The sequence below is a fragment of the Microvirga sp. BSC39 genome (assembly GCF_000739015.1).
In the GTDB taxonomy this organism is placed as follows: domain Bacteria; phylum Pseudomonadota; class Alphaproteobacteria; order Rhizobiales; family Beijerinckiaceae; genus Microvirga.
This window is the reverse complement of sequence record NZ_JPUG01000079.1, coordinates 67,614-93,053: the sequence shown is the minus strand read 5'-3', so window position 1 is coordinate 93,053 and position 25,440 is coordinate 67,614. Positions and strand designations below refer to the sequence as shown.

The window sequence follows — 25,440 nt, the reverse complement described above, 5'->3', positions numbered from 1 at the left end:
ACTCCAGCAGGCCAAACGGGAGTGTGCATACGAAGCCGAGAAAGCGACGGCGTCTGTAAAGCCCGGGTATGCTTATTATCCCTGGTTGCGTGTGTACGTTATGTGCCTTGAAATCAAGGGAGTGAAGTACGTCGAGCAACGCTAAGACCACAGAAAGTTGATTTGCCTTGATGACGCGGACTCCACAGCAAATTTAGGCACCCTCCGAGATGTTCTTGGCGAAAGCATTGGATAGGTATTCACCGAACCGTTCAGAGAGGCCGATGAGGGTGTTGAGCTGGCGCTGTCTATCCTTGTTACCCTTATCACCTGCACCTGAATTTGATCTCAACGGTTCGGCCATCGCTAAATCTCCTAGAGTAAAGCTGGGCCTGGCAGCGCTTGTGTTGTTTTCATAGGGCGCTTGTATCAGCGCTCCGGCGACTACGACCCAAATGATCTACGGAACCCCTGGCACGGTCTCCGCCCAATGGAGCCGAATTCAGGATGCGTGCAATTATGAAGCCGAGAAGGCGACGGCATCTGCAAGCCTCAAGACTCCAACTGAGTACAGGAGGTTCCGTCTCTTCAACATGTGTGCGAAGCTGAAAGGTGCGACATTCGTCGGTAAGGTCACCATGCCAGATGCCGAGTGGGAGCGCATTTCAATGCGATGCAAAGCAGAGGCCCGAACAGCCGTTGCCAAGCAACCCGCCTCACGTAGCCGAGACGAATTGCAGGAGGACCTCGAGATCGATTGCGCCAAGCGGAATGGTGCGGTGTTTCGCCAAGACTACTATCCTTAAAATTGAAGCATCATCATTAAGATTCAGGCTTACCCGTCCGGAAACACCTCCATCAACCTACTGAGATCGTCACTTAACGCGGGCTCGCTCTTTCGCCCGCCCTGCAATCCCTCCCATGCCGCCATCAACTCGCGCGGCGTTGCACGCCAGAAACTCTCCGGACTCCACCGCAGGATACCTAAGGCCAGCATCATCGCGTCATCCCAGGGGAAGGCGCATGGATCGCGCTCGTCTCCTGGGATGACGGAGGGTTTGGCGATGGCTCGCCTCCACCGAAGGTCATGAGGAGAAGATCGGCCAGCGCCGCGGCAACAGGCTCGATGCCCTCGTGCAGGGGCAGGTTCGCCACCTGCGCGTCGCTCAATCCATGTCCGCCGCCGCGCAAGGCAACGCTGAGCAGCATGAGGAGATCGCGGCTCGACAGGCGCCCGGTGCCGAAGCGCTCCGTCAGCGCCATAAGATCCTGCACGCCGAAGGCATCCTCCAGCTCCGCAAGCGCGCCGAGCGTGAGGCAGAGGGTGTAGCGCGTGTCGCCGAGCTGAAGCGCCACCTCGCCTCGTCGTCTATTGGCCATGGTGCCTCCTATATCGCCACGAAGGCGAGCGCGCCGGCGGATTCGAACGCCATCTCGAACGTCACCTCGCCCGCATGGTCGCCGCGGTATTCCAGGCTTGTGATCTGGAAGGGGCCCTCGATGCGTCCGAAATCCGGAATGACGATCTGATAGGTGAGGATGTCGCCGTCGAAGAAGACCTGGCGCATGCGGGCGTCCGACGCTTCGTCCTTGAACACGCCGGAGCCGGAGATGCTGGCGCGGCGCACGCCGACGCCGGCCAGAAGCTCGCGCCAGCGCCCGGCGGATTCGGAATGCGTCACGTCGACGGTTTCGGCGTTGAAGGCGATCTGGCGCGTGCGCAGTCCCGCCACGGTCACTAAGGCATTGCCGCCGTCGCTGATCTTGATGAGCAGGTCCTTGCCCTTCTGAGCAGGCATGGGATGTCCTTTGTTTGATTGATGAAGGTGTTCGCGGCAGAGGGCAAGGGAGCTGCCGTGTCATTCCCGGCGCACGCAGTGCGGGAAGGGGATCCACTCATACGCGCAGCGCCATGGATTCCCTTCCCCTCCGCTGCGCTCCGGCCGGGAATGACACCGGATGGAGAAAAGCGCCCTATCCTGCCATCTCGGTCACAGCGCGCAGGCGCAAGGTGACGCGGGCAAGTCCCGAATCCTTGTCGCGGGCGGAGGCGAGCTCCGTGACGCGCAGGTTGACGAGACGGTGGCCGTCGATGGTGAGCGCCGCATCGTCGAGGATCGCAAAAAAGCGGTCGGCCACCATGAGGGCCGTGCGGGCGCCGCCCTTCTCCGACCAGATCACGAGATCGATACTCTGCGCATGGCCGCGGTCGAGATCGGTGGACCAGTCCTCGGCCTTCACGTCGCCGAAGAGCGCATAGACCGGCTCGGCCCCACGCGGCGGCTCGTCATAGAGGCGAAGCGCGCCGCCCATGAGCGTGCGCAGCTCCGCGTCCGCAGAGGCCGCGTCGAGGATCGCGCGGCGTAAGGAAAGCACCGGGCTCGTCATGCCCTCACCTCTTCGACGAGACAGACGAGATCGCGCTTCGACCCATCCGGATCCGACGCGGCCCGGATGGCGAAGCGGCGCAGGCCCGAAGTGAGCCGCATGGCGCCGGTCACCCCCTCGCGGTAGCGCAGGGTGATGCGGTGGGTGAGGCTCTGCTCCGGCCGGTCGGAGCGCACGCGCTCGTGGCCCGAGAGCATCTCGATGGCGCCCCACACCTGAGGCCCCGGCGCATAGGAGCGGATGACCCCGCCGAAGCCGTCAGGCCGCTCCAGCGGCAATTCGAGCACGAACCGGCGTGAGCGCGCGCCAATGGGAATGGATTTGGTTGTCATGAAACGTCTCGCGGATTAAAGCCGCGCCCTCTGGAACGGCGCCACGAGCGCCAGCGCCTCGGGCGGGAGGATCTGCTCGCCCGCGATGTCGCCTCGGTTCTCGAACCAGTGCGCCACGAGGATGCGGATGGCGAGCTTCAGGGTTGCGGGCACCGTATCGGGCGTGGCCCCATAACCGGCCCGCAGCGCGATGGAGATGCCGTTGCGGGATTTGCCCGGCTCCGGCGCCCCCTTGACGAAAATGCGCGGCGGCTCGCTCAGCGCATCCGCCTCGAACGCATCGTCCGGCAGTTCCGTCGTGGCGCCCGAGGCATCGGTGATCCTGACCGCGTCCACGGCGATCAGGGGCGAGAGCGGCAGCAGGACCACGCCGTCGCGGGGCCAGCGGTCGAGCACCACGCGCCAGCCTTGCTCGATGAGAATCCGCCGGGACGCTGCCTCAACCGTGAGCCTGGCTGCCTTGATGAGGCCGGAAATCAGGTCATCCTGCGCGCTTTCGTCGTCATCGACGCGCAGGTAGGCTTTCACCTCGGCGAGCGTGATGGGCTCGTCGGCGGGGCCGCTGACGAATATGGGAATCATCGGAAACAAGGATCCTTGTGCTGTCATGAAGCGTCTGATCACGTTCTGTCTTGCGCTGGCGCTGCCTGCTGCGGGCGCCCACGCCATCATCGGCGGCCAACCCAATGAGGGTCCGCTGTCGCGCCAGAGCGTGATGGTGTTGAGTTCGAACGGCGGCGTGTGCAGCGCCGTGGTGCTGGCACCCGACGTGGTGCTCACCGCCGCCCATTGCGTCACGGGCGCGGCCGAGCACCGCGTGCATTTCCGCGATGAGGCGGGCGAGCCCGTGCTGATCGTGCCCGCTGCAAAGGCGGTGCATCCCGGCTACAACGCGAAGGCCATCGAGACGCGCCAGCGCTCCATCGACCTCGCGCTGATCCGCATTCCCGAGGCGCTGCCCGGGCGGTTCGAGCGGGCGACGCTCAGCGCCGCGAAGGTTCCCGAGAACACGTTCGTCACCGTCGGCGGCTATGGCCTTGCCCGCGAGGGCGATGCCAAGAGCACCGGCACCTTCCGCTCCGCGTCGCTGACCGCCGTCGAGCCCTATGGACCGAGCAGAATCCTGCTCTGGGCCGAAGGCTCCGGTTCGGCCAGCGCCTGCCAGGGCGATTCCGGCGGGCCGATGGCGTCTGGCACAACAGTCGCGGCCATCACCAGTTGGGCAGCGCCGGCCAAGGGCCGTAGCTGCGGAGGGCTGACGCAGGGCATTCTCGTCGGCCCACAGCGCGAGTGGATCGACAGGACCTTGAAGGGCTGGAATCGTGCGGCGTTGTGGAGCGGCAACGGGTTTTAGAAATTCATAATGTTACGGAACTAACCTCCGGCAGAGGTCTTGCCTCAAAAAGGTCCCTCCTTCACGGCATCATCATTCCATGCGCGCATTGCCGATCCTTGTCCTTGCTGCCTTGACCCTCATCGCAAGCCCGGCCTGGGCCATCCTGCAGGGTGCGTCCTCTCGCGATCCCAACGGGCTGCGCCGCTCGGTGGTCTCCATCGAGAACTCCCTCGGCGAGCTCTGCTCGGGCGTGATCGTCGGGCCCGATCTCGTGCTGACGGCGGCCCATTGCGTGATCGACCGCGCCGCCTATCGCGTCACGGCCCTGACCCGTGCGTTCCGGCCGCAGCGCTTCAACGTCGCCGCGCTCGCGATACACCCGACCTTCGTGCCCGGCACCACGCCGCGCACGCAGCCCGGCATCGATCTCGCCGTGGTCAAACTCGACCGGCCTCTTGGCCCCGACTTCCTGCCCCTCGATCCGACCCAGGCGGGCCGCATCGATGTGGGCGACGGCGTGACCATCGCGGGCTACGGGGTGCTGTCGGAGCGCGCCCGCGGCACGGCCCGGACGCTGCGCCAGACCAATCTCGTCTCGCTCGGCCCCATCGAGGTCGCGAACCGCGTCCTCATCGTTGCCGACCGCAACCGGCTCGCCGAGACCACGGGCGCGGGCGCCTGCCGGGGCGATTCCGGCGGCCCGATCCTCGCCGCAACCCAGAGCGGCTATCAGCTCTACGGCATCACGAGCTGGTCGAGCGGCGCCCTGCGCACCCGCACCCCCAGCGCCTGCGGCGGCCTTACGGCCGTGACCCCGGTGGTGGAGCACCTGCGCTGGATCGTGGGCAGCATGCAGAGCCTCAATGCCGCCTGGGCGGGGAATTGATCCGTCCAAGCACGTCTAATCGGAAACCACACCCACTCCGTCATGGCCGGGCTCGTCCCCGCCATCCCGATGCTGAAAAGCTCTGCGCCTCAACCATCGGGATCACCGGCACAAGACTGGTGATGACGTGAGCGGGTGTCATTCCCGGGCGGACGCGAAAGCGCAGGGAAAGGGAATCCACTCATAGACGCCGCGCTATGGATCCCCTTCCCGCACTTCGTGCCCCGGGGATGACACCGATGTTCAAGCCGCGAACTTCAACAGCTTGATCGCCGCGTAATCCTGCACGCCGCCGCCCACGCGCTTGGTGGTGTAGAACAGCACGTAGGGCTTGGCGGAATACGGATCGCGCAGCACGCGCATGCCGGTGCGATCCACCACGAGATAACCGCGCTTGAAGTCGCCGAACGCGATGGCGCAGGCATTCAAGCCAATGTCCGGCATGTCCTCGGCCTCGACGACCGTGAAGCCCATCAGCGTCGCGGCCTGGCCGATGCTCGCGGGCGGCGCCCAGAGGTACTGGCCGTTGTCGTCCTTGAAGCGGCGGATGGCGCTCTGCGTCTTGCGGTTCATCACGAAGGCGGCGTTCTGGCGATAGCCGGCCTTGAGGGCGTAGATCAGCTCCACCAGCACGTCGGACGGGTTTGACGCCGGGAAGGTCGCGCCGCCGGTGTTCACCGTGCCGAGGCGCCCCCACTCCCAGATTTCGTTCTCAACCGTGTCGGCGGCAAGAAAGCCCTTGGGCTTGTTCACGCCGTCGCCATTGACGAAGGCGGCGCTTTCCTGCTCGGCGAAGGCGGACTCGACCTCCTCGGCAATCCAGCTCTCGATATCCACCACCGCATCGTCGAGCAGGGTCTGGGTGGCAGCCGGCATGGCATAGAGCTCCATGGCCGGAAAGCTCATCTCGGACAGCGTGGGGCTTGCGGTCTGCGGCCGCGCCGCCGTCTCGCCCACCCAGCCGGTGGCCGGGCCCGTGGTCGAGAAGGCACGCTTGTACTGGCCGCCGGAGATCACCCGCACCGACGAGATGGCGCGGATGGGCGACACGTTGGAGAGGCGGCGCAGCACCTCGCGCTCGACCGTGTCGGGCACGAGATAGCCGCCGTCGGGGCCGGAGCCCGCCGAGAGCGCCTTCTCCTCTAGCCGCTTGAGACCGGTGGCCTCGCCGCTGCGGACATAGGCATGGAACGCACTCTTGTGCTCGGCCTGGGCCGGGTCGCGCTGGGCGTCGGGGTTGCCACCCAGGGGCGGGCGGGAACGCTCGAGGCTGAGACGGTCGAGGCGGCGCTTGGCGTCGTCGAGGGCGGTGTCGATGCGGGCGAGCTTTTCGTCCGTCACCACGTCGCCGGTGAGCCTGGTCTCGATCTGGGACAGGCGCGTGTCGTTGGCATCCTTGAACGCCTCGAAGGCGCGGGCGAAATCATCGAAGGCCGAGGCGACATCGTCGGACACGGCTTTGGTTTCAACAACGGGAATCATCGCAATCCATAGGTTTGAAAAGAGAAAAGCCCGCCGAAGGGCGGGCTCTGGGTCTGAAAAGAAAAAGGCCCGCCGGAGGGCGGGCCCATTGTTTCCCCGTGAAGGGAAGTCTTAGCGGCGGCGGGTCGTGCGGCGAGCCGGGCGGGTGTTGGCCTGAACCGTGTCTGACACGGCCGGGCCGGCCGCCGCACCGATCGCGCCGCCAGCCACGGCACCGACGGGTCCGGCGACGGCACCGACGCCCGCACCGACGGCCGCGCCGCCGATCCGCTCTTCCGTGGTCGTGCACGCAGCTGCCGCAAGGCCGACGAGCGCAACGAAAGCAAGCTTCTTCATGAGAACCTCCCGAGACAAGCGAAGAACAGACACCTCTCGCGTGAGGAAAGGGCCCGCAGCCTCCGCGCTCTTGCGGGCTCTCAGCTAACGCGCTCCCACGGACAAGGTTCAGGAAAACAATCTAACGGCGGTGCTGCGGATATGCACCGCGAGCTTCGGAGCCGCCTGCTTGACGGTTTCGACCCGCGCGCCGGGCAGCATCGGAAAGGTCACGACCGAGATCTCCCACAGGTCGAGCCGCTCCAGGCGCCGCAACCCGGTGGGCCGTTCGGCCCTCGCCCGCTCGACGCGAAAGCCGATGGAGAGCCCGTCGACGGCCCCGTCCCGCATGAGCGCATGGATGTCCCGCGCCCGTTCGACCGCCAGGTTGAGCCGGCCGCGCACGCGCAGGCCCCGCAGGTCCTCGGTGATGGAGAGCCAGCGCCCGATGGGCTGCGCCGGATCGTGCTGCCACAGCAGGCGCACCTGCGCGGCGCCGCGTTTCTTCAGGCTGTCGCGGAAGGCGCCCGGCATGACCACGTCCTTGCCGAGATCGGCCTCGCCGAGCAGGCTCGCATAGCCTTCGAACACACCCTCCGCATCGACGCCGCTCAGGGGCTCGGGCAGGAACTTGCGCTCGCGGACGGATGGTGCGACCGCATTCATCGCGCGGCCCCGCGGGCGGCTTTCGGCGGCTTCGGATCGAGCTTTTCGAGCTGGCGCACGAAGTCGCGGAACACCAGCGTGGCACGGGTCTGGCTCTCCCGTGCGGCCTTCGGCTTGCGCGGCGCGCGGGATGAGAGGCGGGTCATGTGGGGTCTCCCGAATGGCGTCGGTTGAACAGGGACAGCTCGCGCACGAACGCATCGAACCGGCGGTTGGCCGCGAACAGGTCGCGCAGGGTCATGGCAAGCAAAGCGGACGCCCCGCTGGCCCAGACGAACAGGGCCAGATGGGCAAGATCCCCGCGCCGGATGACGGCCTCGGTGATCTGGTCAAATGAGTTCATGATTTGTTCTCGTGAAAAGCTCCGTTGGAGGCACGTGATGAGAAAGTCTTGCTCGGATGTCAGTCCCTCCGCTGCGCTCCGGCCGGGAATGACACCCTCCTGGTCAAGGTGCGCCGATGCTGAAAAGCACTACGCTCGCCTCCCCTTCGCGCCATCAGCACGCCCATACCCCACCGCCTCGCGTTTCTCCTCATCCGAGAGAAACGCCGCCGCCGACACGCGGCGCCAGAGGCTTTCGCGCTCTTCGGCGAGAGCCTCAATGGCGTCGAGATCGGGCTCGAGGGCAAGCGTCTCGCGATAGGCCGGCGCGAGCCAGTGCGCGAGGGCCTCGGCCGTGCGCTTGACCATGGGGATCACGGTCTGGCGGTAGAAGGCGCGGTTGGCCTCCGCGTAGTTGGCGTGCGTGCTGTCGCCGGGCAGGCCCAGCAGCAGCGGCGGCACACCGAAGGCGAGCGCGATCTCGCGCGCGGCGGCGGCTTTCGCTTCCACGAAGTCCATGTCCTTCGGCGAGAGCGAGAGCGGCTTCCAGTCGAGGCCGCCTTCCAGCAGCAGCGGACGGCCCGCATTGCCGGCGCCCTGATAGTTCGTCTCCAGCTCTCCTTTCAGCCTGTCGAACTGCGCATCGGTGAGCGTCGCGCCGCCGACCACCAGCGCGCCGGAGGGCCGCGCCGCGTTGTCGAGAAGCGCCTTGTTCCAGGCGCCCGCCGCGTTGTGGATGTCGAGCGCGGTGGCGGCCGCCTCCATGGGCGAGAGGCCGTAATGATCGTCCGCCGGATGAAACAGCGTCAGGTGCAGGATCGGCGCCAGGATCTCGTCGCGGATCGGGAAGCGCACGGCCTGCGTGCCGACTGCATATTCGTAGGCAGCCGGCCAGCCGTCGGTATCGGGCACCACGCGCATGCGGTCGGGCCGCAGGGCGTGCAGCTCGTGCGGCGTGCCGTCGAGGCTCACCGCCTCCACATACGCGTTGCCCGACACCATCAGGTGCCCATAGAGGCTCTCGAGAAAGCGCTGCCCGCCCTCGCGCCCATTGGGCCGCGCCAGCAGCGACAGCAGCGGATGAGAGGGAAGCTCCCTCCCCTCGCTCATGAGCACCAGCGGCAGCGACGCCGCCGCCTCGCTCACGAGCCGCACCGCGCGGTGCACGATGGCGTTCTTCTGGAATCCCGCGCGGGCGAGCGCACCATAATCGCGCGGCGTCCACACGGGGCGGCCGGCGACGTAGAGCGCAATGGCTCCTTCAGCACGGGAGGCCTTGGCCTCCGGCGGCGCCTGGAGCCAGCGGGTCAGTCGGTTCAGCATGAAGTGGTCCTGCCTTGGTGGGCATGAAGAATGAAGAGCGATGCGGTGTGTCGGCCGCACGCCGCGTTGTCATGGCCGTCCCCGGACTTGATCCGGGGATCAGTCCCGGCCATCCCGGTGCAGAAAGGCGAGACGCTCATGCAGTCGAGATCACCGGCACAAGGCCGGTGATGACCCGGGAGGGTGTCATTCCCGGCCGGAGATGGCGAAGCCATCGGAGGGGAAGGGAATCTACAGCGCCGCGCATGGTCGTGATCCCCTTCCCGGTCCTTCGGACCGCCGGGATGACAAGCGGTGCCTCACGTCGATTCAGACTGCCGAGAACTTCCGCAGCCGATGACCGCAAAGCAGGCATGTCCGCCGCGTTCGTCATTGGCGCGTCACATACCCCAGGGTAATCTTCAATCGTTGCGGGGGCACCCGGCGACATTCACGCGCCAGCCGGGCCGCTTTTCCCGGACCGGCTGGCGCGACCATCGGTTTCTCAAGCTCTGCCCTCCCGACAGGGACGGCACGAGGCAGATGGCGGGGCGGATCGGCACGGATGGACTGCCATCCGCCCCGGCCCTGCAGCCATGATCCCCAGGGCGTTGCCCGAGGGCGCGGACCGCTCTGTCTCTTCCGAGACAAGCCGGCGCAAAAGGCTCACCCCATCAGGAGCCTTGAGGATTCTTTTCAACGGCATAGCTTATGCCGGGTGGCTTCACATGTTGCCCCTACGGTAGCCACGGCGCCCCGGCTGGAGATGTGCGTGAACACCACCCTTCGGCTGGGGCGTTCTAATTCACAACACCCGCACCCGCGGCTCGCGGCGTTCGCGCAGCATCAGCTCGGTGAGCGCCCAGACCAGCGCATCCATGCGGTCGGGCGAGCGGCCCGAGGTGAGGCCGCCGGGACCGAAATCGCACAGCTCGTCCTCCAGCTCCGGCAGCGCGCCCACATGGCGCACGCGATCTTGCGCGTAGAGCACGGAGACCGGCTCGGCGCGCAGGTACTTGCCGCGCGTGGCGCGTACGCTCACCACCGGCACGGACGGGTCGACCTCGCGGATCACGTTGCCCACCATCTCGCCGCCCTGGTTCGTCTCGACCACGAGCGCGTCGGCCTGCAGCCTTCTGTACAGCGCCACGGCCTTCGCGGCCCATTCGGGCGGCTTCAATCCTGACGCCGTCGCATCCTCCAGCACATAGGCCGTGCCGCCATCATCGACGCCGGCTGCCACGATCCCGCAGGCGTCCGCCCGCTTCGACGAGGAGGCCGGCGGATCGACCGCCACGACGATGCGCATGAGCGATGGCGCCGCGTCGATGCGGTTGCTCTCGATGACGTCGCGCGTCCAGAGCGCATCGGGACGGTCCTCGATGATGTCGCCGTCGAGTTCCTGCCGCCCGAGGCGCGTGCCCGCATAGCGGCGCACCACCGTGTCGAGAAAGGCGGGCGCCAGGTTCTCTGCGTTCTCACATGTGCGCATCCGCGACACCGCCACATGCGGATCGCCGAGAAAGCGTTTCAGGATCGGAATCGGGCGCGGCGTGGTCGTCACCATCTGGCGCGGATGGGCGCCGAGGCGCAGGCCGAACTGCAGCATGTCCCAGGTCTCCTCCACGTGCCGCCACTTGGCGAGCTCGTCCGCCCATGCGGCCTCGAATTGCGGACCGCGCAGCGAGTCGGGGTCTTCCGCCGAGAACACCTGCGCGACCGCGCCGTTCGGCCATTCGAGCTTGCGCAGCGACGGCGACCATGTGGGCCGCTCGTGCCGCGCATGGACGGCGAGAATGCCGGCAGGCCCCTCCACCATCACGTTGCGGGCATCCGAAAAGGTTTCGCCCACCAGGGCGATGCGCCGCGAGGCACTTGTGCCGAAATCGGGATCGCCGAGCGCGATGCCGCGCACCCATTCGGCGCCGGTGCGGGTCTTGCCCGCGCCGCGTCCGCCGAGGATGAGCCAGATCGTCCAGGGGTCGTGGTGCCGGGCGAGGCCCGGAAGGCGCTGCTCGGGCCGGCAGCGGATCGGCCAGAAGCGGAGAACGGTCTCGAAATCGCGCTCAGACCAAGAGGCCGTCGCGTCCGCGAGATTCTTCCTCCGCGATAACCCGGTCAAGGTGGCGAGCAAGCTCCTCGCGGAGTTCGTGCAGGCTGCGCCGGGGTCTGTTGTCATGGGGCTCGCTGTCATCGAGCGGTGAACTTTCCTGTTCCAGAAGCGCCCGGGCGGCTGCCAGCGTCCTGGCGTAAGACGCGAGCCTGCGGGCGGTCTTGTCGTGATCCTTGGCCTGGCCTCTGCGCTGCTCGTCCATGAGCGCGTCGATCTGCACCCGCGTGGCCTGCGCCAGGGCACGGGCCGCGTCGTTCACCGAGGCGACTGCGGCCTTCGCGATGCCGTCGATGCCACCCTGGTCCTTCGCGGCCTTGCTGAGCGCGTTCTCGCTAAGGGCCACATTGCGATGCGGCCAGCCCCAGCGCTCGCGCAGCCGCACGAAGGTGCCGGCGCTCACCCCGAGAAAGGCCTGGATATCGGGCAGATGCTTCTCCGGCTGGCGGGCGTAGATCTCCCAGGCCTGCTGCCTCTGCTCGTCCGCAATCTCGATTCTCTGGCGCATGGGAACAGCCAATAAAAAACCGCCCGAGCGGGGACGCTGGGCGGTGGAGGTTTGACCTGACGCGGTGAATGCGGGCGGGGGCTCTTCATTCACACTTCGTCAGTGTTCTCGTTTTGTACTCTAAGAGCGTCACGCTGTCAAGGTGAATCATCACAGCCTCTGAATTGCGCCGAAACCGCCAGGAACGGAAGAACACTGTGACTGTCTCGATGATCAGCCTCAGAACAGGCGCCTATCACCAGGCACTCATCTTTCATTCCACGACGTGACGATTCCCGGTGCCAGGAGGCTGTACGCGCTGCAATGCTGAAGGCTCTCCTGAAAACCGCACATCCACTGCGATCATATCGTGGTCGGACAGTGCCCTGCCCTGCTCGTCGCGTGCCGGGATGATCTGTGGGTTTGACGCCTCAAGCCCGCGCACCACGATCCAATCGAGCTTGCCGAAAGGCGGTTCGTGCTTGTTCGTGGGGCCTGGCGTCTGCGTGGGCCGCGCCAGGTTCGCGTGCCGCCATTCGAAGCCTGCCTCGCGGAGATCCGCGAAGAGCGGCTCATAAGCTTCAGGCGCCTCCAGCAGGAGATGCCGCTCGTCCTGGCCCCGCGGCAGGGCCTTGGTGTTGAAGTCGCCGCCGATCACGCAGGCCTCGCCAGGGGCGATCTCGTCCAGAGCCCGCAGCAGGGCCTTGATCTGCCCCTGCCGGTCGGCCGGATCGGTCTTGCTCTCCAGATGGGTGCTCACGATCCAGAGCGGTCGGGGCGCCTGAGCCACCCGGGCGGCGATCGCCATACGCCCGCCGATGCGTCGCTGAAAACCGTCGATGCCCGGAAACCACAGGCCGTGCTCCTCGAGCGGAATCAGCCGCGGGTGCTCCAGGGCGAGGCCCGTCACGACGGCGTTTCCGTGCAGGCCGCGGGCGTTGCTCTGACCGGCGCATTGCGCGATCTCGTCGGCGCCGCCGAGGTCGAGCTCCACGAACTCCGCCCCGTAGAGATAGCCCTTCCTCGACCCGGCGATCAGTTCGCAAAGAGTATGGACGTTGCCGGACCGCGCCATGCCCACATCGACCTCGCTGAGCAGCGTGACCTGCGCTCCGGCCTGCTCCATGAGATGCCGGGCCGCCCGCCTGTTCTTGAGGCGCTGGGCGTTGAACGCCGCAATCCTGAGGGAGCCGGGCCACGGCAGCGGCTCGGCCGGCGGGGCCTGCTCGACGGCGTGGAGGGCGGGAATGTGCGCGAGCAGGTTCCCGTGAGCAGCCTGCTGGTGTTGTTCGGATGCCTGTCGGGCCTCCTCCAGCACGGCGCTGTCCGGGGGCTGGAGACCAGACACGATGCGGTCGATCAAGGGGCGCATAGACAGGCCTTCAAAAAACCGTCATGAAACGTATCCATGGTAGGGCATCGCCTCTTGCCGAAAACCGACGGTCAACAAATCTTTTAGCTTGGCCTTAGGAACTTTTGGGCTAATTGGACGTTGTGTTGCCGCAATAAGCTTAGCCGGGGAGAGGGCCCATGATGTTTTGGGCTGTCGTTGTCGCGCTCGTTTCGGGCGCGTTTGCCTATGCGGGCGATCTGTCTTCCACGCTTGTCAGCTTCGCCGAGATCATCGGCGTCGTCGCCCTGTTCACCCTGATCTGCGCTGCCGAGGCTTTCAGCATCCCGAAGAACGCCTCGTTCGACAAGAACTCCGTTCAGACCGAGTCCTGATCGACCTGGACGGTCCCGGCGTGCGGATTCGCACCCTGCGCCCTAAAACTTGACCGCACGCTTCCGGGGGCACATTGCTCACGATGTGAAACCGTGATTATGTTTCAGATCATGACCATGTCCAACCCGGCACCGGCTGCATCCATTGATATGGAGCAGCTCACAAGCGACCTTGTGGCTTCGATCTCCGCTTCTCCGCGGGGAGCGTTGAACGATGCCCTGCAGCAGGCCCTCGCCCACACCGTCGAGGCGAAGGTCAATGCCCAGCTCGCCGTGGTCCTGGAGGGCATTGGGGACGCCTTCTACTCCCTCGATGCGCACTGGCGTTTCGGCTACATCAACCGGGCCGCGGAAACCTATTTCGGCCTTCCCCGCCAGGCGATGCTCCACAAGGTCATCTGGGACATGTTTCCCGAGTCCGAGGGCACCGATCTGCGCCGCCGCTACGAGGAGGTTTTCCTCTCCGGCCGCTCCCTGTCCTTCGAGGCGGAGGCGGTCGGTCGCCCCGGGCGCCACCTGGAGTTCCACGTCTTCCCCTATAACGGGGGCATCGGCGTCAGCTTCCGCGACTGGACGGAGCGTCGACAGGCGGAGGAGGAGCTGCGCGCCAGCGAGGCGCGCCTGAGCGCGCTGGCCAACAACGCGCCGGCCTGCATGTTCTATCAGACGAGCCACTCCCCGGCCTACCATGCCCGCAAGGTGCTCTACGTCTCGAAGACCTGCGAGACGCTCACGGGCATCCCCGCGGAGGAAGCGCAGGAGAACCCGGATCTTCTCTATAGCCTCGTGCTGCCGCAGCACCGGGACCGCATGCTCGCCCGGCGGCTGGAGAGCCTTCGCGACCTCACAGAATGCCAGGAAGAGGTCGAGATGCGGCATGCCAAGACCGGCGAGACCCGCTGGCACCGCATCATCACCACACCACGGCGGCTGGAGAACGGCAGCATCGTCTGGGACGGCATCCAGATCGACATCACCGATCACAAGCGGTCGGAAGAGCACCTGCGGCTCCTGCTCAACGAGCTGAACCACCGGGTGAAGAACACCCTGGTCACCGTCCAGTCCCTGGCATCCCAGAGCTTTCAGGTCCGAGGGGCCAACGGCATGCGGGATCTGCCCGCGCTCTACGCCACGTTTGAGGCGCGCCTCTTCGCCCTGGCGCGGGGTCATGACATCCTGACCCGGGAGAACTGGGAAGGCGCGGGCCTCGTCGAGATCGTCGCCCAGGCGTTCGCTCCCTACCGGGATCTCTCGGAAGATGGCTGCCGGATCCGGCTGGAGGGGCCGGACCTTCGCGTGAACCCCTCCATGGCCCTGAGCCTTTCCATGGCCATGCACGAGCTGTGCACCAATGCGGCCAAGTATGGCGCCCTCGGGGCTTCCGAGGGCCAGGTCCGGGTGTCCTGGTCGCCCCAGGAGACCGCATCCGGACCGCGCCTCGCCATGCGCTGGGAGGAGCATGGCGGCCCGCCCGTCTCCCCGCCCTCACGCAAGGGGTTCGGCTCGCGCCTGATCCAGGACGGTCTCGCGCGCGAGCCAAACGGCGAGGTTCGCCTGGTCTACCGGCCCGAAGGGGTGGTCTGCACGATCGACGTGCCGCTTTCCTAGGCAGACCCGGCAGGTTTTCAAGAACCGCATTGGTCATTAGTCGATACCGGCTCCAGGGTTCTTGCGGAGGGAACCTGATTTAGTGTCAATAGGGCCCAAGTGACGAAGTCACGATCCCAGAGGGAGGAGTTAGTTTTATGAAACGTCGTCAGTTTTTGCAGGCCACGGCGGTCGGCGCCGCGTCGACAGCGGTCGCTGCTCCGGCGATCGCGCAGTCGATGCCGGAAGTGAAGTGGCGCCTGCAGTCGGGCTTCCCGAAGTCGCTCGACACGATCTACGGCGCAGCCGAAGTGATGGCGAAGTTCGTCTCCGAGGCGACCGACGGCAAGTTCCAGATCCAGCCCTTCGCGGCCGGTGAAATCGTCGGCACGCCCCAGATCGCCGATGCGGTCGGCGGCGGCACCGTCGAGCTGGGTCACACCTGCTCCTACTACTACTTCGGCAAGGATCCGACCTTCGCCATTGGCACCGCCCTGCCCTTCGGCCTCAACGCCCGCCAGCAGAACGCGTGGCTCTATCACGGCGGCGGCAACGACCTGCTGAACGAGTTCTACGCCAAGCACAACCTGTACGGCATGCCCGCAGGAAACACCGGCGTGCAGATGGGCGGCTGGTTCCGCAAGGAGATCAAGACCGTTCAGGACCTGCAGGGCCTGAAGATGCGCATCGCCGGCCTTGCCGGTCAGGTGATGGCGAAGCTCGGCGTCGTGCCGCAGCAGATCCCGGGCGGCGACATCTATCCGTCGCTCGAGCGCGGCACCATCGACGCCGCCGAGTGGGTCGGCCCCTACGACGACGAGAAGCTCGGCTTCTCGAAAGTGGCGCCGTACTACTACTATCCTGGCTTCTGGGAAGGCGGCCCGTCGATCCACCTGTTCGTGAACCAGGCAAAATGGCGTGAATTGCCGAAGGCGTATCAGGCCATCCTGACCACGGCTTCGAGCTACGCCAACAACGACATGCTGGCCAAGTACGACGCCCGCAACCCGGCGGCCTTGCGCCGTCTGCTCGGCGCCGGCACCCAGCTGCGTCCGTTCTCGCAGGAGATCCTCGAGGCCGCCTACAAGGCCGCCAACGAGGTCTACGACGAGGTCTCGGGCAAGAATGCCGACTTCAAGAAGGTCTACGAGAGCGTCCGCGGCTTCCGCAACGAGGAATACCTCTGGTTCCAAGTGGCCGAATACGCCTTCGACACCTTCATGATCCGGGCTCGCGCCCGCGGCTGATCTTCAGTCCAGCCAGTCTCAAGAAAGGGCGATCGCAGGGTCGCCCTTTTTTATTGCCTGAAGCATCCTTACCTGAAGCGGCTCACCGGTCGTGCCGCTCCTTACGGATGACCCTGTACCCTCTCACCCCCAAGAGACGATGCGCTGGACCTTCCGCATCAGCTTCCTGCTTCTCTTAGGCTGGGCCATCTTCATGGTCTCGCCTTTCGTCGCGCTCTATGACTTGTCCAAGGCTGTTCAAGCCAGGGACGTCACGCGCATCGCCGAGCGGGTCAATTTCAATGCCCTGCGCGTCTCGCTCGCCCGCCAGATCCTCGGGGAGTACCTGAAGACCCAGGACATCAGCGAACGTGACCGGCAACTGGCCGCACAAGCCGGAGCTGCCGCGCTCAATCCGGTTCTGGAGGGCCTCCTCACGCCTCAGGCCTTGATCGATCTTCTCGAGGACGGGCAGCTGCAGCAGATCCAGCAGGAGGCTACGGCCGGGCCGGCGATCCGCTTCGATCCCGGCTCCCTGCAGCAAGCCTGGCGGAGCTTCATCCTGTCGGAATCGCAGGGCTTCCGGGCGATCACGATCCCGCTTACTCCGGACGAGCCCCGAGATCGGCAATTCAGGGTCACCTTGCGCCTGAGCGGCACCACCTGGCGCCTGACAGGAATCGACCTGCCCTCGTCGCTCCAGAAAGAGTTGACCAAGCGCGCCGCCATCGCTTCGAAGTAGATGCGTTAGACTACCCTGTCTATAGAAGGAACATTGATGGCAAGCTTAACGTTCTTCATCAGAAGTATTCTGATGAAGGATTGAGTTATGCGTAAACTTGCTATCGCGCTTTCTGCATCCGCTCTCTTTATGGCGCCTCATCTTGCCGTTGCCCAAGAGGGCACGGCAACGGGCGTTGCGACCGGCGCGCTAACCGGTGCGATCGTGGGCGGCCCCGTGGGCGCAGTGAGCGGCGCAGGTGTCGGCGGCATTGCGGGCGGCGTTGCCGAGCAGAATGCCAAGGCCCAATCAGTGTCGGGCGTGGTGACCGTTTCGGATCCTGCAACCACCGGCTCCATCCGCCAGAAGACCTGCAGCGTGGACATTCGGGGCAATCAGTCCTGCACGGAAGTCATTCGCTAGGAAAAATCAACAGTCGAGGCATGCAAAACCCGCCTGATGAGTTCAGGCGGGTTTTGCATGAGCATCGATCAGAATTGAATGCACAGAACACTTCAGCTGGAAGTGATGAGCTGCTTTTCATTCAGTGGACGAAAAGCCAGCCTACCGTAGCAAGCGGAAATACCGTACCGAGAATAAAACAGATGACATTTGATGTCATTTGACTTCCCTCCATGTCAGAACAACCATGAATTTCCCATAACGTTCCACAATGTTGGGAATACATTTCGCTCTATACGGTCAAGTTACGGCGAGCTAGTCCATAATTGCTTTATGAATACGCTCATTTAGCGCCTCGGAACCGAGCTTCGCCGTTTCCATTGTCAATGCGCATGTGGAGAGGGCGTAAACGATGGATGACCGAGACCGTTCCCGACTGGGGATCATGAGAGATGCGGAGTTCATCCGTAAGCTCCTCATCGGACTCGGCATCGGGCTCTTCGCCCTCCTCCTCTGGAAGCTGTCGGACGTTCTTCTGCTGGCCTTCGGCGCCATCCTGGTCGCCCTCCTGCTGCATGCCGCCGCCGAGGCACTGGAGCGCTACCTGCGGGTGCCGGATCGGTGGAGCCTGACGGTCGCGACCCTTCTTATCTTCGTGGGCCTGTTGGCCATGATGGCCCTGTTCGGAACGCAGGTTCGGGCTCAATTCTCCAACGTGGTGGAGCGACTGCCCTTTGCCGTCGACAACTTCGCCAAGAATCTCGGTCTCGGCGCGGTCAGCGACGACCTTGCCGAGATCATGAACAATGCCCCCAATGGCAGCATGGCAGCGCGCATTGCGGGTGTCGGCGGCGCCATTCTCGACGGGTTGGCGGACTTCATCCTCGTGGTGATTGCCGGCATCTATATCGCGGCGGCTCCCCGCGTTTACGGACAAGGCTTCGTCAAGCTGTTCCCCATCCGCCATCATGAACGGGTCGAGGACTCGCTGCAGGCTTCCGGACAGGCTCTGCGCCTGTGGCTGACGTCTCAGCTGATCGCCATGGCATGCGTCGCGGTGCTATCCACCATTGCCTATTGGCTCATCGGTCTGCCCTCGGCCCTGGCCCTCGGGCTCATCGCGGGTCTTGCGGATTTCATCCCCTTCCTCGGGCCCATTCTCGGTGCACTTCCGGCTGTTCTGATTGCTTTCAGCGTCAGCGGAGAGGCCGCACTCTGGACCGTTCTCGCGATGCTGGCCATCCAGCAGATCGAGGGCAACGTGATCTTTCCCCTAGTGGCCAGAAGCATGATCAGCATCCCGCCGGCCCTGGCGCTCTTTGCGATCCTGATCGGCAGCGTGCTGTTCGGCACGCTCGGCCTGATCTTCGGCTTTCCCCTCGCCGTGGTGACTTACGTTCTGGTGAAGAAGCTCTACGTCCGGGAGACCCTGGGCGAACATACGGACGTTCCAGGCGAGAATGAAAGCAATCGATCCCAGGGAGCAAGTTCGTAGGAACGCGATCGACACTCCATCGCAAGGAGAAGCCGCGGCCCTGCGGACAGCCCGTCCTGGAACCCTCGATCCGATTGCACATTAGACCGCTGTACTTTCATGCCCGCCCGATCATGCGCTGCGCTGACAATCTTCAGAGCGGCTGAGAGGCCGCGCTCTGGTTCGGAGGAGATCCTATGTCCGATATCGTCGTCAAAACGCCCCTGCAGTATCTCGACAAGGCGACATCCGCCCTGCGGGAGCTCGGGATCATCCCGCCCCAGGCCATGGATGCGCCGATCAACGGGCTCTTGGAGAAGATCTCGGACCTGGATCAGGACAGGATCGTGGTCATTGCCCGCACCCTGGGCCAGACCAGCGTGTTCAACGAGGTGGTGCGCGAGCAGACGCAGGCCATGGAGATCGGCGAGCGCTACCGCGAGATCACGGAATCCTTCAACTCCATCCGTGACGATACGAAGAAGATGGTCGACCAGCTGGACGACCAGAAGATCGATTTCTTCGAGCGCATCAATAACGTCTGGATGAAGGTGTCCCGGGGCGATGTCGCCGACCGTTTCGACAGGATCAAGGAAGTCTATCTCGATGTGACCCGGTCGACCAAGGATCAGATCGAGCGCGAGCAGATCATCCTCGACGCCTATCGCGATTTCCGCGGTGCTCTCAAGCATGCCGAGGTGATGGCTCTCGAGGTCCTGCGGACCGCCGAGCAGAAGCTTGAAGCCGCCAAGGCGGATCTGCAGCGGGCCTCCGATACGGTCGTCAACTTCAAGGGCACGGAAGTGGCCGAACGCGCCCGCCTCGAGCTCACCCGCGACGAACAGCTCCGGCGCACCCAGGACGAGGAGAAGCGCTATCAGATCGCCAAGGACCTCTCCGACAACCTGACGATCGGCTACAACACCTCCGAGGTGATCATGGCGCGCCTGATGCAGATGACGAATGCCAAGGAGCGCGTTTATGCCCAGGCGGTCTCGTTCTTCTCCACCAACGACTCGGTGTTCACGGCGCTCAAGGCTTCGTTTACCGGCATGTTCGGCCTGAACGAGTCGACCCAGACCTTGAACGAGATGAAGGAAGGCGTCTCCCGCAGCCTGGAGGTGCTGGCCGAGATCGGCGATCAGGTGGGCGAGGCCGCAGTGAAGGCAGGCTATGGTCCGACGATCCGGGCCGACGCGGTGAAGAAGCTCGTGGACTCCGTGATTACGTTCCAAGAGCGTTCTCAGGAGATCATCGGCGAGATGCGCCGGCTCTCGACGCAGAACTCGGCCGAGATCCGTGATGCGGTCGAGGACGGCAAGCGGCGCATCGCGCGCCTCGTGGCGGAAGGACAGGCGCTGCCGGCCAATGGCTGAGATGGTCGCCACACCGGCCGCGAGCCCGCCTGCCGGCACGCCCCGGAACCTCGACGAGGTGATGCTCGCGATGGACGTGGTGGACACGCTCCGCCACCAGGAGAACCTCGTCAGCCGCGAGCTCGGCGAGGGGGATCGCGATGCCCAGCTGCTGCAGCGCCTGCGCGAGATCTACCGGGGTCAGGGGATCGAGGTCCCCGACCGGATCCTGCAGGAGGGCGTGCAGGCCCTGAAAGAACAGCGCTTCGTCTACACGCCGCCCGGTCCCAGCTTCTCCCGCAGCGTGGCGCGGGCCTGGGTGAACCGGGGGCGGATCGGACGGCGCCTGTTGACGCTTTTGGCCCTGCTGGCCTTCGGTTGGGGTGCCTACCAGTTCGGCGTAGTCGAGCCTGCGCGCCAGCGGGTCGCGCAGGAGCAGGCGCAGGCCGAGAGGAACCGGATTGAACTGGCCGAACGGCTGCCGGTTGCCCTCACGCAGGGTCATGAAGACGTGCTGCGGGAGACCCAGCTGCCGGCCGCGAAGGAAAGGGCCGACCGCCTGCTCGCGGACGGGCAAGCCGCCGTCGCTCGCGGTGACGCCGACGGTGCCCGGCAGGCCCTCAATGACCTGGAGGTCCTGCGTGCGGAGCTGCGGCGAGAATACGTGCTGCGCATCGTCTCCCGTCCCGGGGAGCCCTCCGGCGTGTGGCGGGTGCCGGAGCGCAATCCGGCCGGCCGGAACTACTATCTGATCGTTGAGCCGGTTGCCCCGGACGGACGGATCCTCAGCCTGCCGGTCACGAGCGAAGAGGACGGCCGCACCGTGACCACTTCCAAGTGGGGCGTGCGCGTGAGCGAGGCCACGGCCATGCAGGTGCAGCGGGACAAGAGCGACGACGGCATCGTTCAGCGAAACCGTCTGGGCGAGAAGCGCAGGGGACAGCTCGACGTGGACTATCAGATGCCGGTTCTCAATGGTGCGATCACACAATGGTAGGGCGATGATTTCGGGACGTCAGGCACTCGCGCAGATCGAGCAGACCATCGAGAAGGCCCGTCAGCAGGAGGCCAAGTGCGAGCTTGCCTATACCCGGGCCACCGAAGAGGTCGGACGCCTTCGGATCCAGCGCACGGAAGCCTTCCGCGAACTGGCGCGGCTGAAGCTCGACGCGATCCGGCAGGATCAGGTCGTCGGCCAACTGGATGCCGCCGAACGGCAGGCGCTGAGCGTGCTCAACAGCCGCCAGGAAGCCCTGCGCCAGCTGAACGAGCGGCGGCGCCAGGCCGAGGAGCGGGTCAGGCAAGCCGAGGCCCAGCGGCAGGCCGCCGTGGATGCCCTGGAACAGGCCCTGGCCCAGGTCGAAGCCCTGCGCCGGGACGTGGAGGCCAGGGTCAGCACTGACCCTGAATGGATCACCGCCCGTGCCAGGGTGGCCGAGATCACCGGACAGGCGCAGCAGGCCGAGAAGAAGGCCGTGCAGGCAGAGACCGACCGGGACGAGAAGCGCCGCCCCTACGAGGCCGATCCGCTGTTCATGTATCTGTGGAAGCGCAAATTCGGCACGGCCGCCTACCGGGCTGGGCCCTTCACCCGGTACATGGACAGGATCGTGGCGCGCGTCGTCGGCTACGACAAGGCACGGGCCAACTACGCCCTGCTCAACGAGATCCCGGAACGGCTGCGGGAGCACGCGCGCCGCATCATCGATGATCTCAGAACCGTCCGGAGCCGGCTGACTGCCCTGGAGCGCCAGGCGCTCGTCGCTGCCGGCATTCCGCCGCTGGAGGAAAAGGCCGCCCAAGGCAGAGAGACCGTCGAAGAGTCCGACCGGAGGCTCACGGAGGCCCGGTCAGCCCTCACCAAGCTGGACCGAACCCACGATGCCTCGGTGCTGGAAGGTGACGCACCTTATCGGGAGGCCGTCGCACTGCTTGCCGCCGCCGACGAGCGCGAGGACCTCAACCAGCTCTATGAGGAAGCCCTGCGCACGCCCACCCCCCAGGACGAGGCGATCGTGCGCCGCATCCAGGCCACCGACGTCATGATCAACCGGGCGCTGCGCCAGGCGGTGGACGCCCACCGCCAGCTCAAGGAGACGGCCCAGCGCCGGGCCACGATCGAACAGGAATGGGAGGAGTTGCGCAGCCAGGGCTACGACACCCCCTACGGCACCTTTGGCAACGAGGCGGCCCTTGGCAACGTGCTCGGTGGCGTTCTCACCGGGGCAATCGGCGGAGCGATCCTCGGCCAGGTGCTGCGCGGCGGCTTCCATCACGGGCCCAGCCCCTGGGATTCCGGCTTCGGCGGCGGCATTCCCTTCCCTCAGCCGGGCGGCTTCGGAACGGGCGGGTCCTTCGGTGGAGGCGGCTTCAGGACCGGCGGATCCTTCTGACGAGGGAGCCCACCCTTAATCCTCGGGATGCTCCATCGGCCAGTCGGTGATGCGCTCCAGGAGTTCGGCGATGCTGAAGTTCTCCTCCGGGCCCGCCACCCGGTCGCGGACGGAGATGCCCGCCGCATGCACGGTCTCCGGGTCGCCGGAGACGAGCGGATGCCACCAATAGAGGTCTTGGCCCTCCGCCAGCAGACGGTAGGCGCAGGTCTGCGGCAGCCAGGAGAGGCTTCGGACCGCCTGCGGCGTCAGGCGCACGCAATCGGCCACCTTGGCCTGACGGTTCGGGTAGTCGCGGCAGCGGCAGGTCTGGTCGTCCAGGAGAGTACAGCCCACATTGGTGTACATGACCTCGGCCGTGTCCTCGTCCTCCAGCTTGACGAGGCAGCAGCGGCCGCAGCCGTCGCACAGGCTCTCCCACTCCTCGAGGCTCATGGCCTCCAAGGATTTCACGCGCCAGAAGGGTTGCTCCTCCGGCTGGGAGCGGATCAGGGGTGCGGCATTTGGCATGTGGGCGCTTTGACGTCTCTTTGAGGCGGTTTGAAGGAAAGTGCTAAACCGCACGTCCGGCAGCCTTTTACCCTCTAAGAGGTAAATCTCCGTGAACCTACAAACAAGGTTCGGAGTTATATATATCAGCCTCGCCGCGCTTCAGCGTTGCCGCTAGGATACCGAACGATCATAATATGAGTGCGGTCAGCCCGTCTGACCCTCCCCGAAGGACCGCCGTGAGCCAGCAGCCTCCCCTCCCTTTCACGACACGGATCAAGCGTGCCGCGCTCGCGTTCGATGCCTGGCTCAACTCGGCCCTGTTCCAGGGCCGCAGCGGCCTGGGGGATGCATGGGAATGGTACTCGGAAAAGATGAAGGGCCTGCGGTTTCGCGGCGCTCCCCGCGTTATCCTCGACCTGACGAGCGAGGCGACCACGCTCGGGGCGGGCGGCGCCGTGGTCATGCTGGCGCTCGCCCTTCCGGCCTTCCGGGAAACCGAGAGCGACTGGCTCAAGACCCAGGATCTCGCCATCACCTTCCTCGACCGTTACGGCCAGGAGGTGGGACGCCGCGGCCTGCACCTCGACGATTCCTACAAGCTTGAGGATTTCCCGGATCACCTGATCAAGGCGGCGCTGGCGACCGAGGACCGGCGCTTCTACGATCACTGGGGCATCGATCCCATCGGCACCTTCCGCGCCCTCTTGGTCAATGCCCAGGGCGGCGGCGTGGTGCAGGGTGGCTCCTCCATCACCCAGCAGTTGGCGAAGAACCTCTTCTTGACCAACGAACGCTCCCTCGAGCGCAAGATCAAGGAAGCGTTTCTGGCGCTCTGGCTCGAGTTTCACCTGACCAAGGACGAGATCCTCAAGCTCTACCTCGACCGCGCCTATATGGGCGGCGGCGCTCATGGTGCCGTGGCAGCGGCCGATTATTATTTCGGCAAGCCGGCCAAAGACCTGACCCTGGCGGAATCCGCCATGCTGGCCGGCCTGTTCAAGGCGCCGAGCAAGTACGCCCCGCACATCAACCTGCCGGCCGCCCGCGCCCGGGCGAACGAGGTGCTGCGCAACATGGTCGAAGCCGGCTTCCTCACCGAGGGCCAGATCCAGATCGCCCGGCGCAATCCTGCCACTCCGGTCAGCCGAGAGCGCGAAACAACGCCGGATTTCTATCTCGATTGGGCTTTCGAGCAGGTGAAGCTCCAGGCCTCGCAGAAGAAGTTCGGCAATGAGCGTGTGCTGATCGTGAAGACCCCGCTCGACACGAACCTGCAGCGCCACGCGGAGCAGACCCTCGAGAACATGCTTCGGCAGCACGGGCGCCAGTACAAGGCGGGTCAGGGCGCTCTCGTGGTGATGGATGTCGACGGGGCCGTCAGGGCTATCGTCGGCGGGCGCGATTACGGCCAGAGCCAGTTCAACCGCGCCACAGGCGGCCTGCGCCAACCGGGCTCGTCCTTCAAGCCGTTCGTCTATGCGGCGGCCATGACCACCAATCCGAAGCTGCGGCCGACCTCGAACGTGGTCGACCAGCCGATCTGTCTGGGCAACTGGTGCCCCCAGAACTACAACCGGTCGTTCTCCGGCTCTATGTCCCTGACGTCGGCCCTGGCCCGCTCGATCAATTCGATTCCGGTGCGCATGTCGCTTGAGATCGGCAAGGGGAATGCCAAGGCCGGCCGCGCCGTGATCGTCGATACGGCCAAGCGCATGGGCCTCACCCATCCGCTCACGGATTCGAGCTCCCTGCCCATCGGCGCCGCCGAGGTGACGGTCATCGACATGGCCGCCGCCTATGCGGTCTTCGCCAATGGCGGCAAGCGCGCCGACCCTTATGCCGCCTGGGAGGTGCGCAACTCGTCCGGTGAGGTCATCTTCCGCCATGACCGCGACACCCCGCCCAAGCAGGTGCTCGACACCCGCGTGGTGCAGGACATGAACTTCATGTTGAACAAGGTGGTCGAGGAAGGCACCGGCAAGCGGGCCATCCTCGAGGGAATTCCGGTCGCCGGCAAGACCGGCACCACGAACGGCTACAAGGACGCCTGGTTCGTGGGCTACACGGGCAACCTCGTGGCCAGCGTCTGGTATGGCAATGACGATTCCACGCCGATGAACGACATGACCGGCGGCACGCTTCCCGCCATGACCTGGCACGACGTGATGGATGTCGCGCACCAGAACCTGGAAATCCGCCCAATCCCCGGCGCAAGCCCGGCCAATGCCAATCGCGTCGCCTCCTCGAACCGTCCGTCGGCGGATCAGGCCCAGTCGCCCGCGCAGGCTTTCCTGGCCGGCACCCTGTCCCGCAAGTCCTATGAGGTCCTCGGCGGGATCGGCACCCTGTTCCAGTCGGTCGACCGCTCTGTCACGACGGGCAAGGCTCCCGAAGCGCCGCGCAGCTCGGCGGCTGTGAATACCCCCCGCCAAGTCGCCATGCCCTGACCATGCAGAGTGA

At 65.4% G+C, this 25,440-nt stretch carries 29 protein-coding genes; 12 read left to right on the top strand and 17 right to left on the bottom strand.

The window, feature by feature from the left end:
* Nucleotides 1–193: 193 nt before the first annotated feature.
* The 7 genes from MA07_RS30345 to MA07_RS26640 form a co-directional block, all read right to left on the bottom strand.
* Nucleotides 194–343, bottom strand: a complete 150-nt coding sequence (locus MA07_RS30345) for a hypothetical protein (RefSeq protein ID WP_160195506.1) — start codon at nt 341–343, stop codon at nt 194–196.
* 471 nt (nt 344–814) lie between these two features.
* Nucleotides 815–976, bottom strand: a complete 162-nt coding sequence (locus MA07_RS29270) for a phage tail assembly chaperone (RefSeq protein ID WP_348270426.1) — start codon at nt 974–976, stop codon at nt 815–817.
* Nucleotides 976–1,359, bottom strand: coding sequence for a gene transfer agent family protein (locus tag MA07_RS26660; protein WP_052003582.1), 384 nt, complete (start codon nt 1,357–1,359; stop codon nt 976–978). Before MA07_RS26660 ends, MA07_RS29270 begins: the two co-directional genes overlap by 1 nt.
* 8 nt (nt 1,360–1,367) lie before the next feature.
* Nucleotides 1,368–1,778, bottom strand: a complete 411-nt coding sequence (locus tag MA07_RS26655; protein ID WP_036359557.1) for a phage major tail protein, TP901-1 family — start codon at nt 1,776–1,778, stop codon at nt 1,368–1,370.
* A gap of 175 nt (nt 1,779–1,953) precedes the next feature.
* Nucleotides 1,954–2,367 (bottom strand): DUF3168 domain-containing protein, encoded by a 414-nt coding sequence (locus tag MA07_RS26650; RefSeq protein ID WP_036359554.1) that lies wholly within the window; start codon nt 2,365–2,367, stop codon nt 1,954–1,956.
* Nucleotides 2,364–2,699, bottom strand: a complete 336-nt coding sequence (locus MA07_RS26645) for a phage head closure protein (protein WP_036359551.1) — start codon at nt 2,697–2,699, stop codon at nt 2,364–2,366. The genes MA07_RS26650 and MA07_RS26645 overlap by 4 nt, the downstream gene beginning before the upstream one ends.
* Before the next feature lie 15 nt (nt 2,700–2,714).
* Nucleotides 2,715–3,281 carry a head-tail connector protein gene (locus MA07_RS26640; RefSeq protein WP_036359670.1) on the bottom strand — a complete coding sequence of 189 codons (567 nt, stop codon included), beginning with the start codon at nt 3,279–3,281 and terminating at the stop codon, nt 2,715–2,717.
* A 25-nt stretch (nt 3,282–3,306) separates the two neighbouring features.
* Here MA07_RS26640 and MA07_RS26635 point away from each other — a divergent pair, with 25 nt between their 5' ends.
* A complete protein-coding gene (locus tag MA07_RS26635) occupies nt 3,307–4,053 on the top strand; it encodes a trypsin-like serine protease (protein ID WP_036359548.1) in 747 nt (248 codons plus the stop codon).
* A gap of 79 nt (nt 4,054–4,132) precedes the next feature.
* The gene (locus MA07_RS26630; protein WP_036359545.1) at nt 4,133–4,921 is read left to right on the top strand and encodes a trypsin-like serine protease; all 789 of its coding nucleotides are present in this window, start codon (nt 4,133–4,135) and stop codon (nt 4,919–4,921) included.
* Between the two features lie 243 nt (nt 4,922–5,164).
* On the opposite strand, the gene MA07_RS26625 is transcribed toward MA07_RS26630, so the two are convergent.
* From MA07_RS26625 to MA07_RS26590, 9 genes are all read right to left on the bottom strand, one after another.
* Nucleotides 5,165–6,403 (bottom strand): phage major capsid protein, encoded by a 1,239-nt coding sequence (locus tag MA07_RS26625; protein WP_036359542.1) that lies wholly within the window; start codon nt 6,401–6,403, stop codon nt 5,165–5,167.
* 111 nt (nt 6,404–6,514) lie between these two features.
* Nucleotides 6,515–6,739 (bottom strand): hypothetical protein, encoded by a 225-nt coding sequence (locus tag MA07_RS30340; protein WP_052003581.1) that lies wholly within the window; start codon nt 6,737–6,739, stop codon nt 6,515–6,517.
* Nucleotides 6,740–6,847: 108 nt separating this feature from the next.
* Nucleotides 6,848–7,384, bottom strand: a complete 537-nt coding sequence (locus tag MA07_RS26615; protein WP_036359537.1) for an HK97 family phage prohead protease — start codon at nt 7,382–7,384, stop codon at nt 6,848–6,850.
* Complete coding sequence (locus tag MA07_RS30335; RefSeq protein WP_160195505.1) at nt 7,381–7,530, bottom strand: hypothetical protein; 150 nt, start codon at nt 7,528–7,530, stop codon at nt 7,381–7,383. Before MA07_RS30335 ends, MA07_RS26615 begins: the two co-directional genes overlap by 4 nt.
* Nucleotides 7,527–7,727 carry a hypothetical protein gene (locus MA07_RS26610; RefSeq protein ID WP_052003580.1) on the bottom strand — a complete coding sequence of 67 codons (201 nt, stop codon included), beginning with the start codon at nt 7,725–7,727 and terminating at the stop codon, nt 7,527–7,529. Before MA07_RS26610 ends, MA07_RS30335 begins: the two co-directional genes overlap by 4 nt.
* A 129-nt stretch (nt 7,728–7,856) precedes the next feature.
* Nucleotides 7,857–9,029 (bottom strand): phage portal protein, encoded by a 1,173-nt coding sequence (locus tag MA07_RS26605; RefSeq protein WP_052003579.1) that lies wholly within the window; start codon nt 9,027–9,029, stop codon nt 7,857–7,859.
* 784 nt (nt 9,030–9,813) lie between these two features.
* Nucleotides 9,814–11,187 carry a terminase family protein gene (locus tag MA07_RS26600; protein ID WP_244445359.1) on the bottom strand — a complete coding sequence of 458 codons (1,374 nt, stop codon included), beginning with the start codon at nt 11,185–11,187 and terminating at the stop codon, nt 9,814–9,816.
* Entirely contained in the window at nt 11,075–11,626 is a 552-nt protein-coding gene (locus tag MA07_RS26595; protein WP_036359534.1) for a hypothetical protein, read from the bottom strand. Before MA07_RS26595 ends, MA07_RS26600 begins: the two co-directional genes overlap by 113 nt.
* A gap of 253 nt (nt 11,627–11,879) precedes the next feature.
* Nucleotides 11,880–12,977, bottom strand: coding sequence for an endonuclease/exonuclease/phosphatase family protein (locus MA07_RS26590; protein WP_052003578.1), 1,098 nt, complete (start codon nt 12,975–12,977; stop codon nt 11,880–11,882).
* Nucleotides 12,978–13,135: 158 nt separating this feature from the next.
* Here MA07_RS26590 and MA07_RS26585 point away from each other — a divergent pair, with 158 nt between their 5' ends.
* The 9 genes from MA07_RS26585 (at nt 13,136) to MA07_RS26545 (ending at nt 22,488) form a co-directional block, all read left to right on the top strand.
* Nucleotides 13,136–13,330 carry a hypothetical protein gene (locus MA07_RS26585; RefSeq protein ID WP_036359531.1) on the top strand — a complete coding sequence of 65 codons (195 nt, stop codon included), beginning with the start codon at nt 13,136–13,138 and terminating at the stop codon, nt 13,328–13,330.
* Between the two features lie 99 nt (nt 13,331–13,429).
* Nucleotides 13,430–14,938, top strand: a complete 1,509-nt coding sequence (locus tag MA07_RS26580; RefSeq protein WP_052003577.1) for an HWE histidine kinase domain-containing protein — start codon at nt 13,430–13,432, stop codon at nt 14,936–14,938.
* A 137-nt stretch (nt 14,939–15,075) separates the two neighbouring features.
* On the top strand, nt 15,076–16,164 hold the full coding sequence (locus MA07_RS26575; protein WP_036359528.1) for a TRAP transporter substrate-binding protein: 1,089 nt from the start codon (nt 15,076–15,078) through the stop codon (nt 16,162–16,164).
* 139 nt (nt 16,165–16,303) lie between these two features.
* Nucleotides 16,304–16,885, top strand: a complete 582-nt coding sequence (locus tag MA07_RS26570) for a DUF2939 domain-containing protein (RefSeq protein ID WP_036359653.1) — start codon at nt 16,304–16,306, stop codon at nt 16,883–16,885.
* An 87-nt stretch (nt 16,886–16,972) separates the two neighbouring features.
* Complete coding sequence (locus MA07_RS26565; protein ID WP_036359525.1) at nt 16,973–17,287, top strand: glycine zipper domain-containing protein; 315 nt, start codon at nt 16,973–16,975, stop codon at nt 17,285–17,287.
* A gap of 424 nt (nt 17,288–17,711) precedes the next feature.
* Nucleotides 17,712–18,761: an AI-2E family transporter gene (locus tag MA07_RS26560; RefSeq protein WP_160195504.1), complete on the top strand. Its 1,050-nt coding sequence runs from the start codon at nt 17,712–17,714 to the stop codon at nt 18,759–18,761.
* A 176-nt stretch (nt 18,762–18,937) separates the two neighbouring features.
* Entirely contained in the window at nt 18,938–20,116 is a 1,179-nt protein-coding gene (locus MA07_RS26555) for a hypothetical protein (RefSeq protein WP_036359522.1), read from the top strand.
* The gene (locus MA07_RS26550) at nt 20,109–21,092 is read left to right on the top strand and encodes a DUF6384 family protein (RefSeq protein WP_244445358.1); all 984 of its coding nucleotides are present in this window, start codon (nt 20,109–20,111) and stop codon (nt 21,090–21,092) included. The genes MA07_RS26555 and MA07_RS26550 overlap by 8 nt, the downstream gene beginning before the upstream one ends.
* A 4-nt stretch (nt 21,093–21,096) precedes the next feature.
* A complete protein-coding gene (locus MA07_RS26545; protein WP_036359519.1) occupies nt 21,097–22,488 on the top strand; it encodes a hypothetical protein in 1,392 nt (463 codons plus the stop codon).
* A 15-nt stretch (nt 22,489–22,503) separates the two neighbouring features.
* On the opposite strand, the gene MA07_RS26540 is transcribed toward MA07_RS26545, so the two are convergent.
* Nucleotides 22,504–22,998, bottom strand: a complete 495-nt coding sequence (locus tag MA07_RS26540) for a YcgN family cysteine cluster protein (protein ID WP_036359516.1) — start codon at nt 22,996–22,998, stop codon at nt 22,504–22,506.
* 218 nt (nt 22,999–23,216) lie between these two features.
* Between MA07_RS26540 and MA07_RS26535 the strand changes: the two genes are divergently transcribed.
* Complete coding sequence (locus MA07_RS26535; protein WP_036359513.1) at nt 23,217–25,427, top strand: PBP1A family penicillin-binding protein; 2,211 nt, start codon at nt 23,217–23,219, stop codon at nt 25,425–25,427.
* The last annotated feature ends 13 nt before the right edge of the window (nt 25,428–25,440 follow it).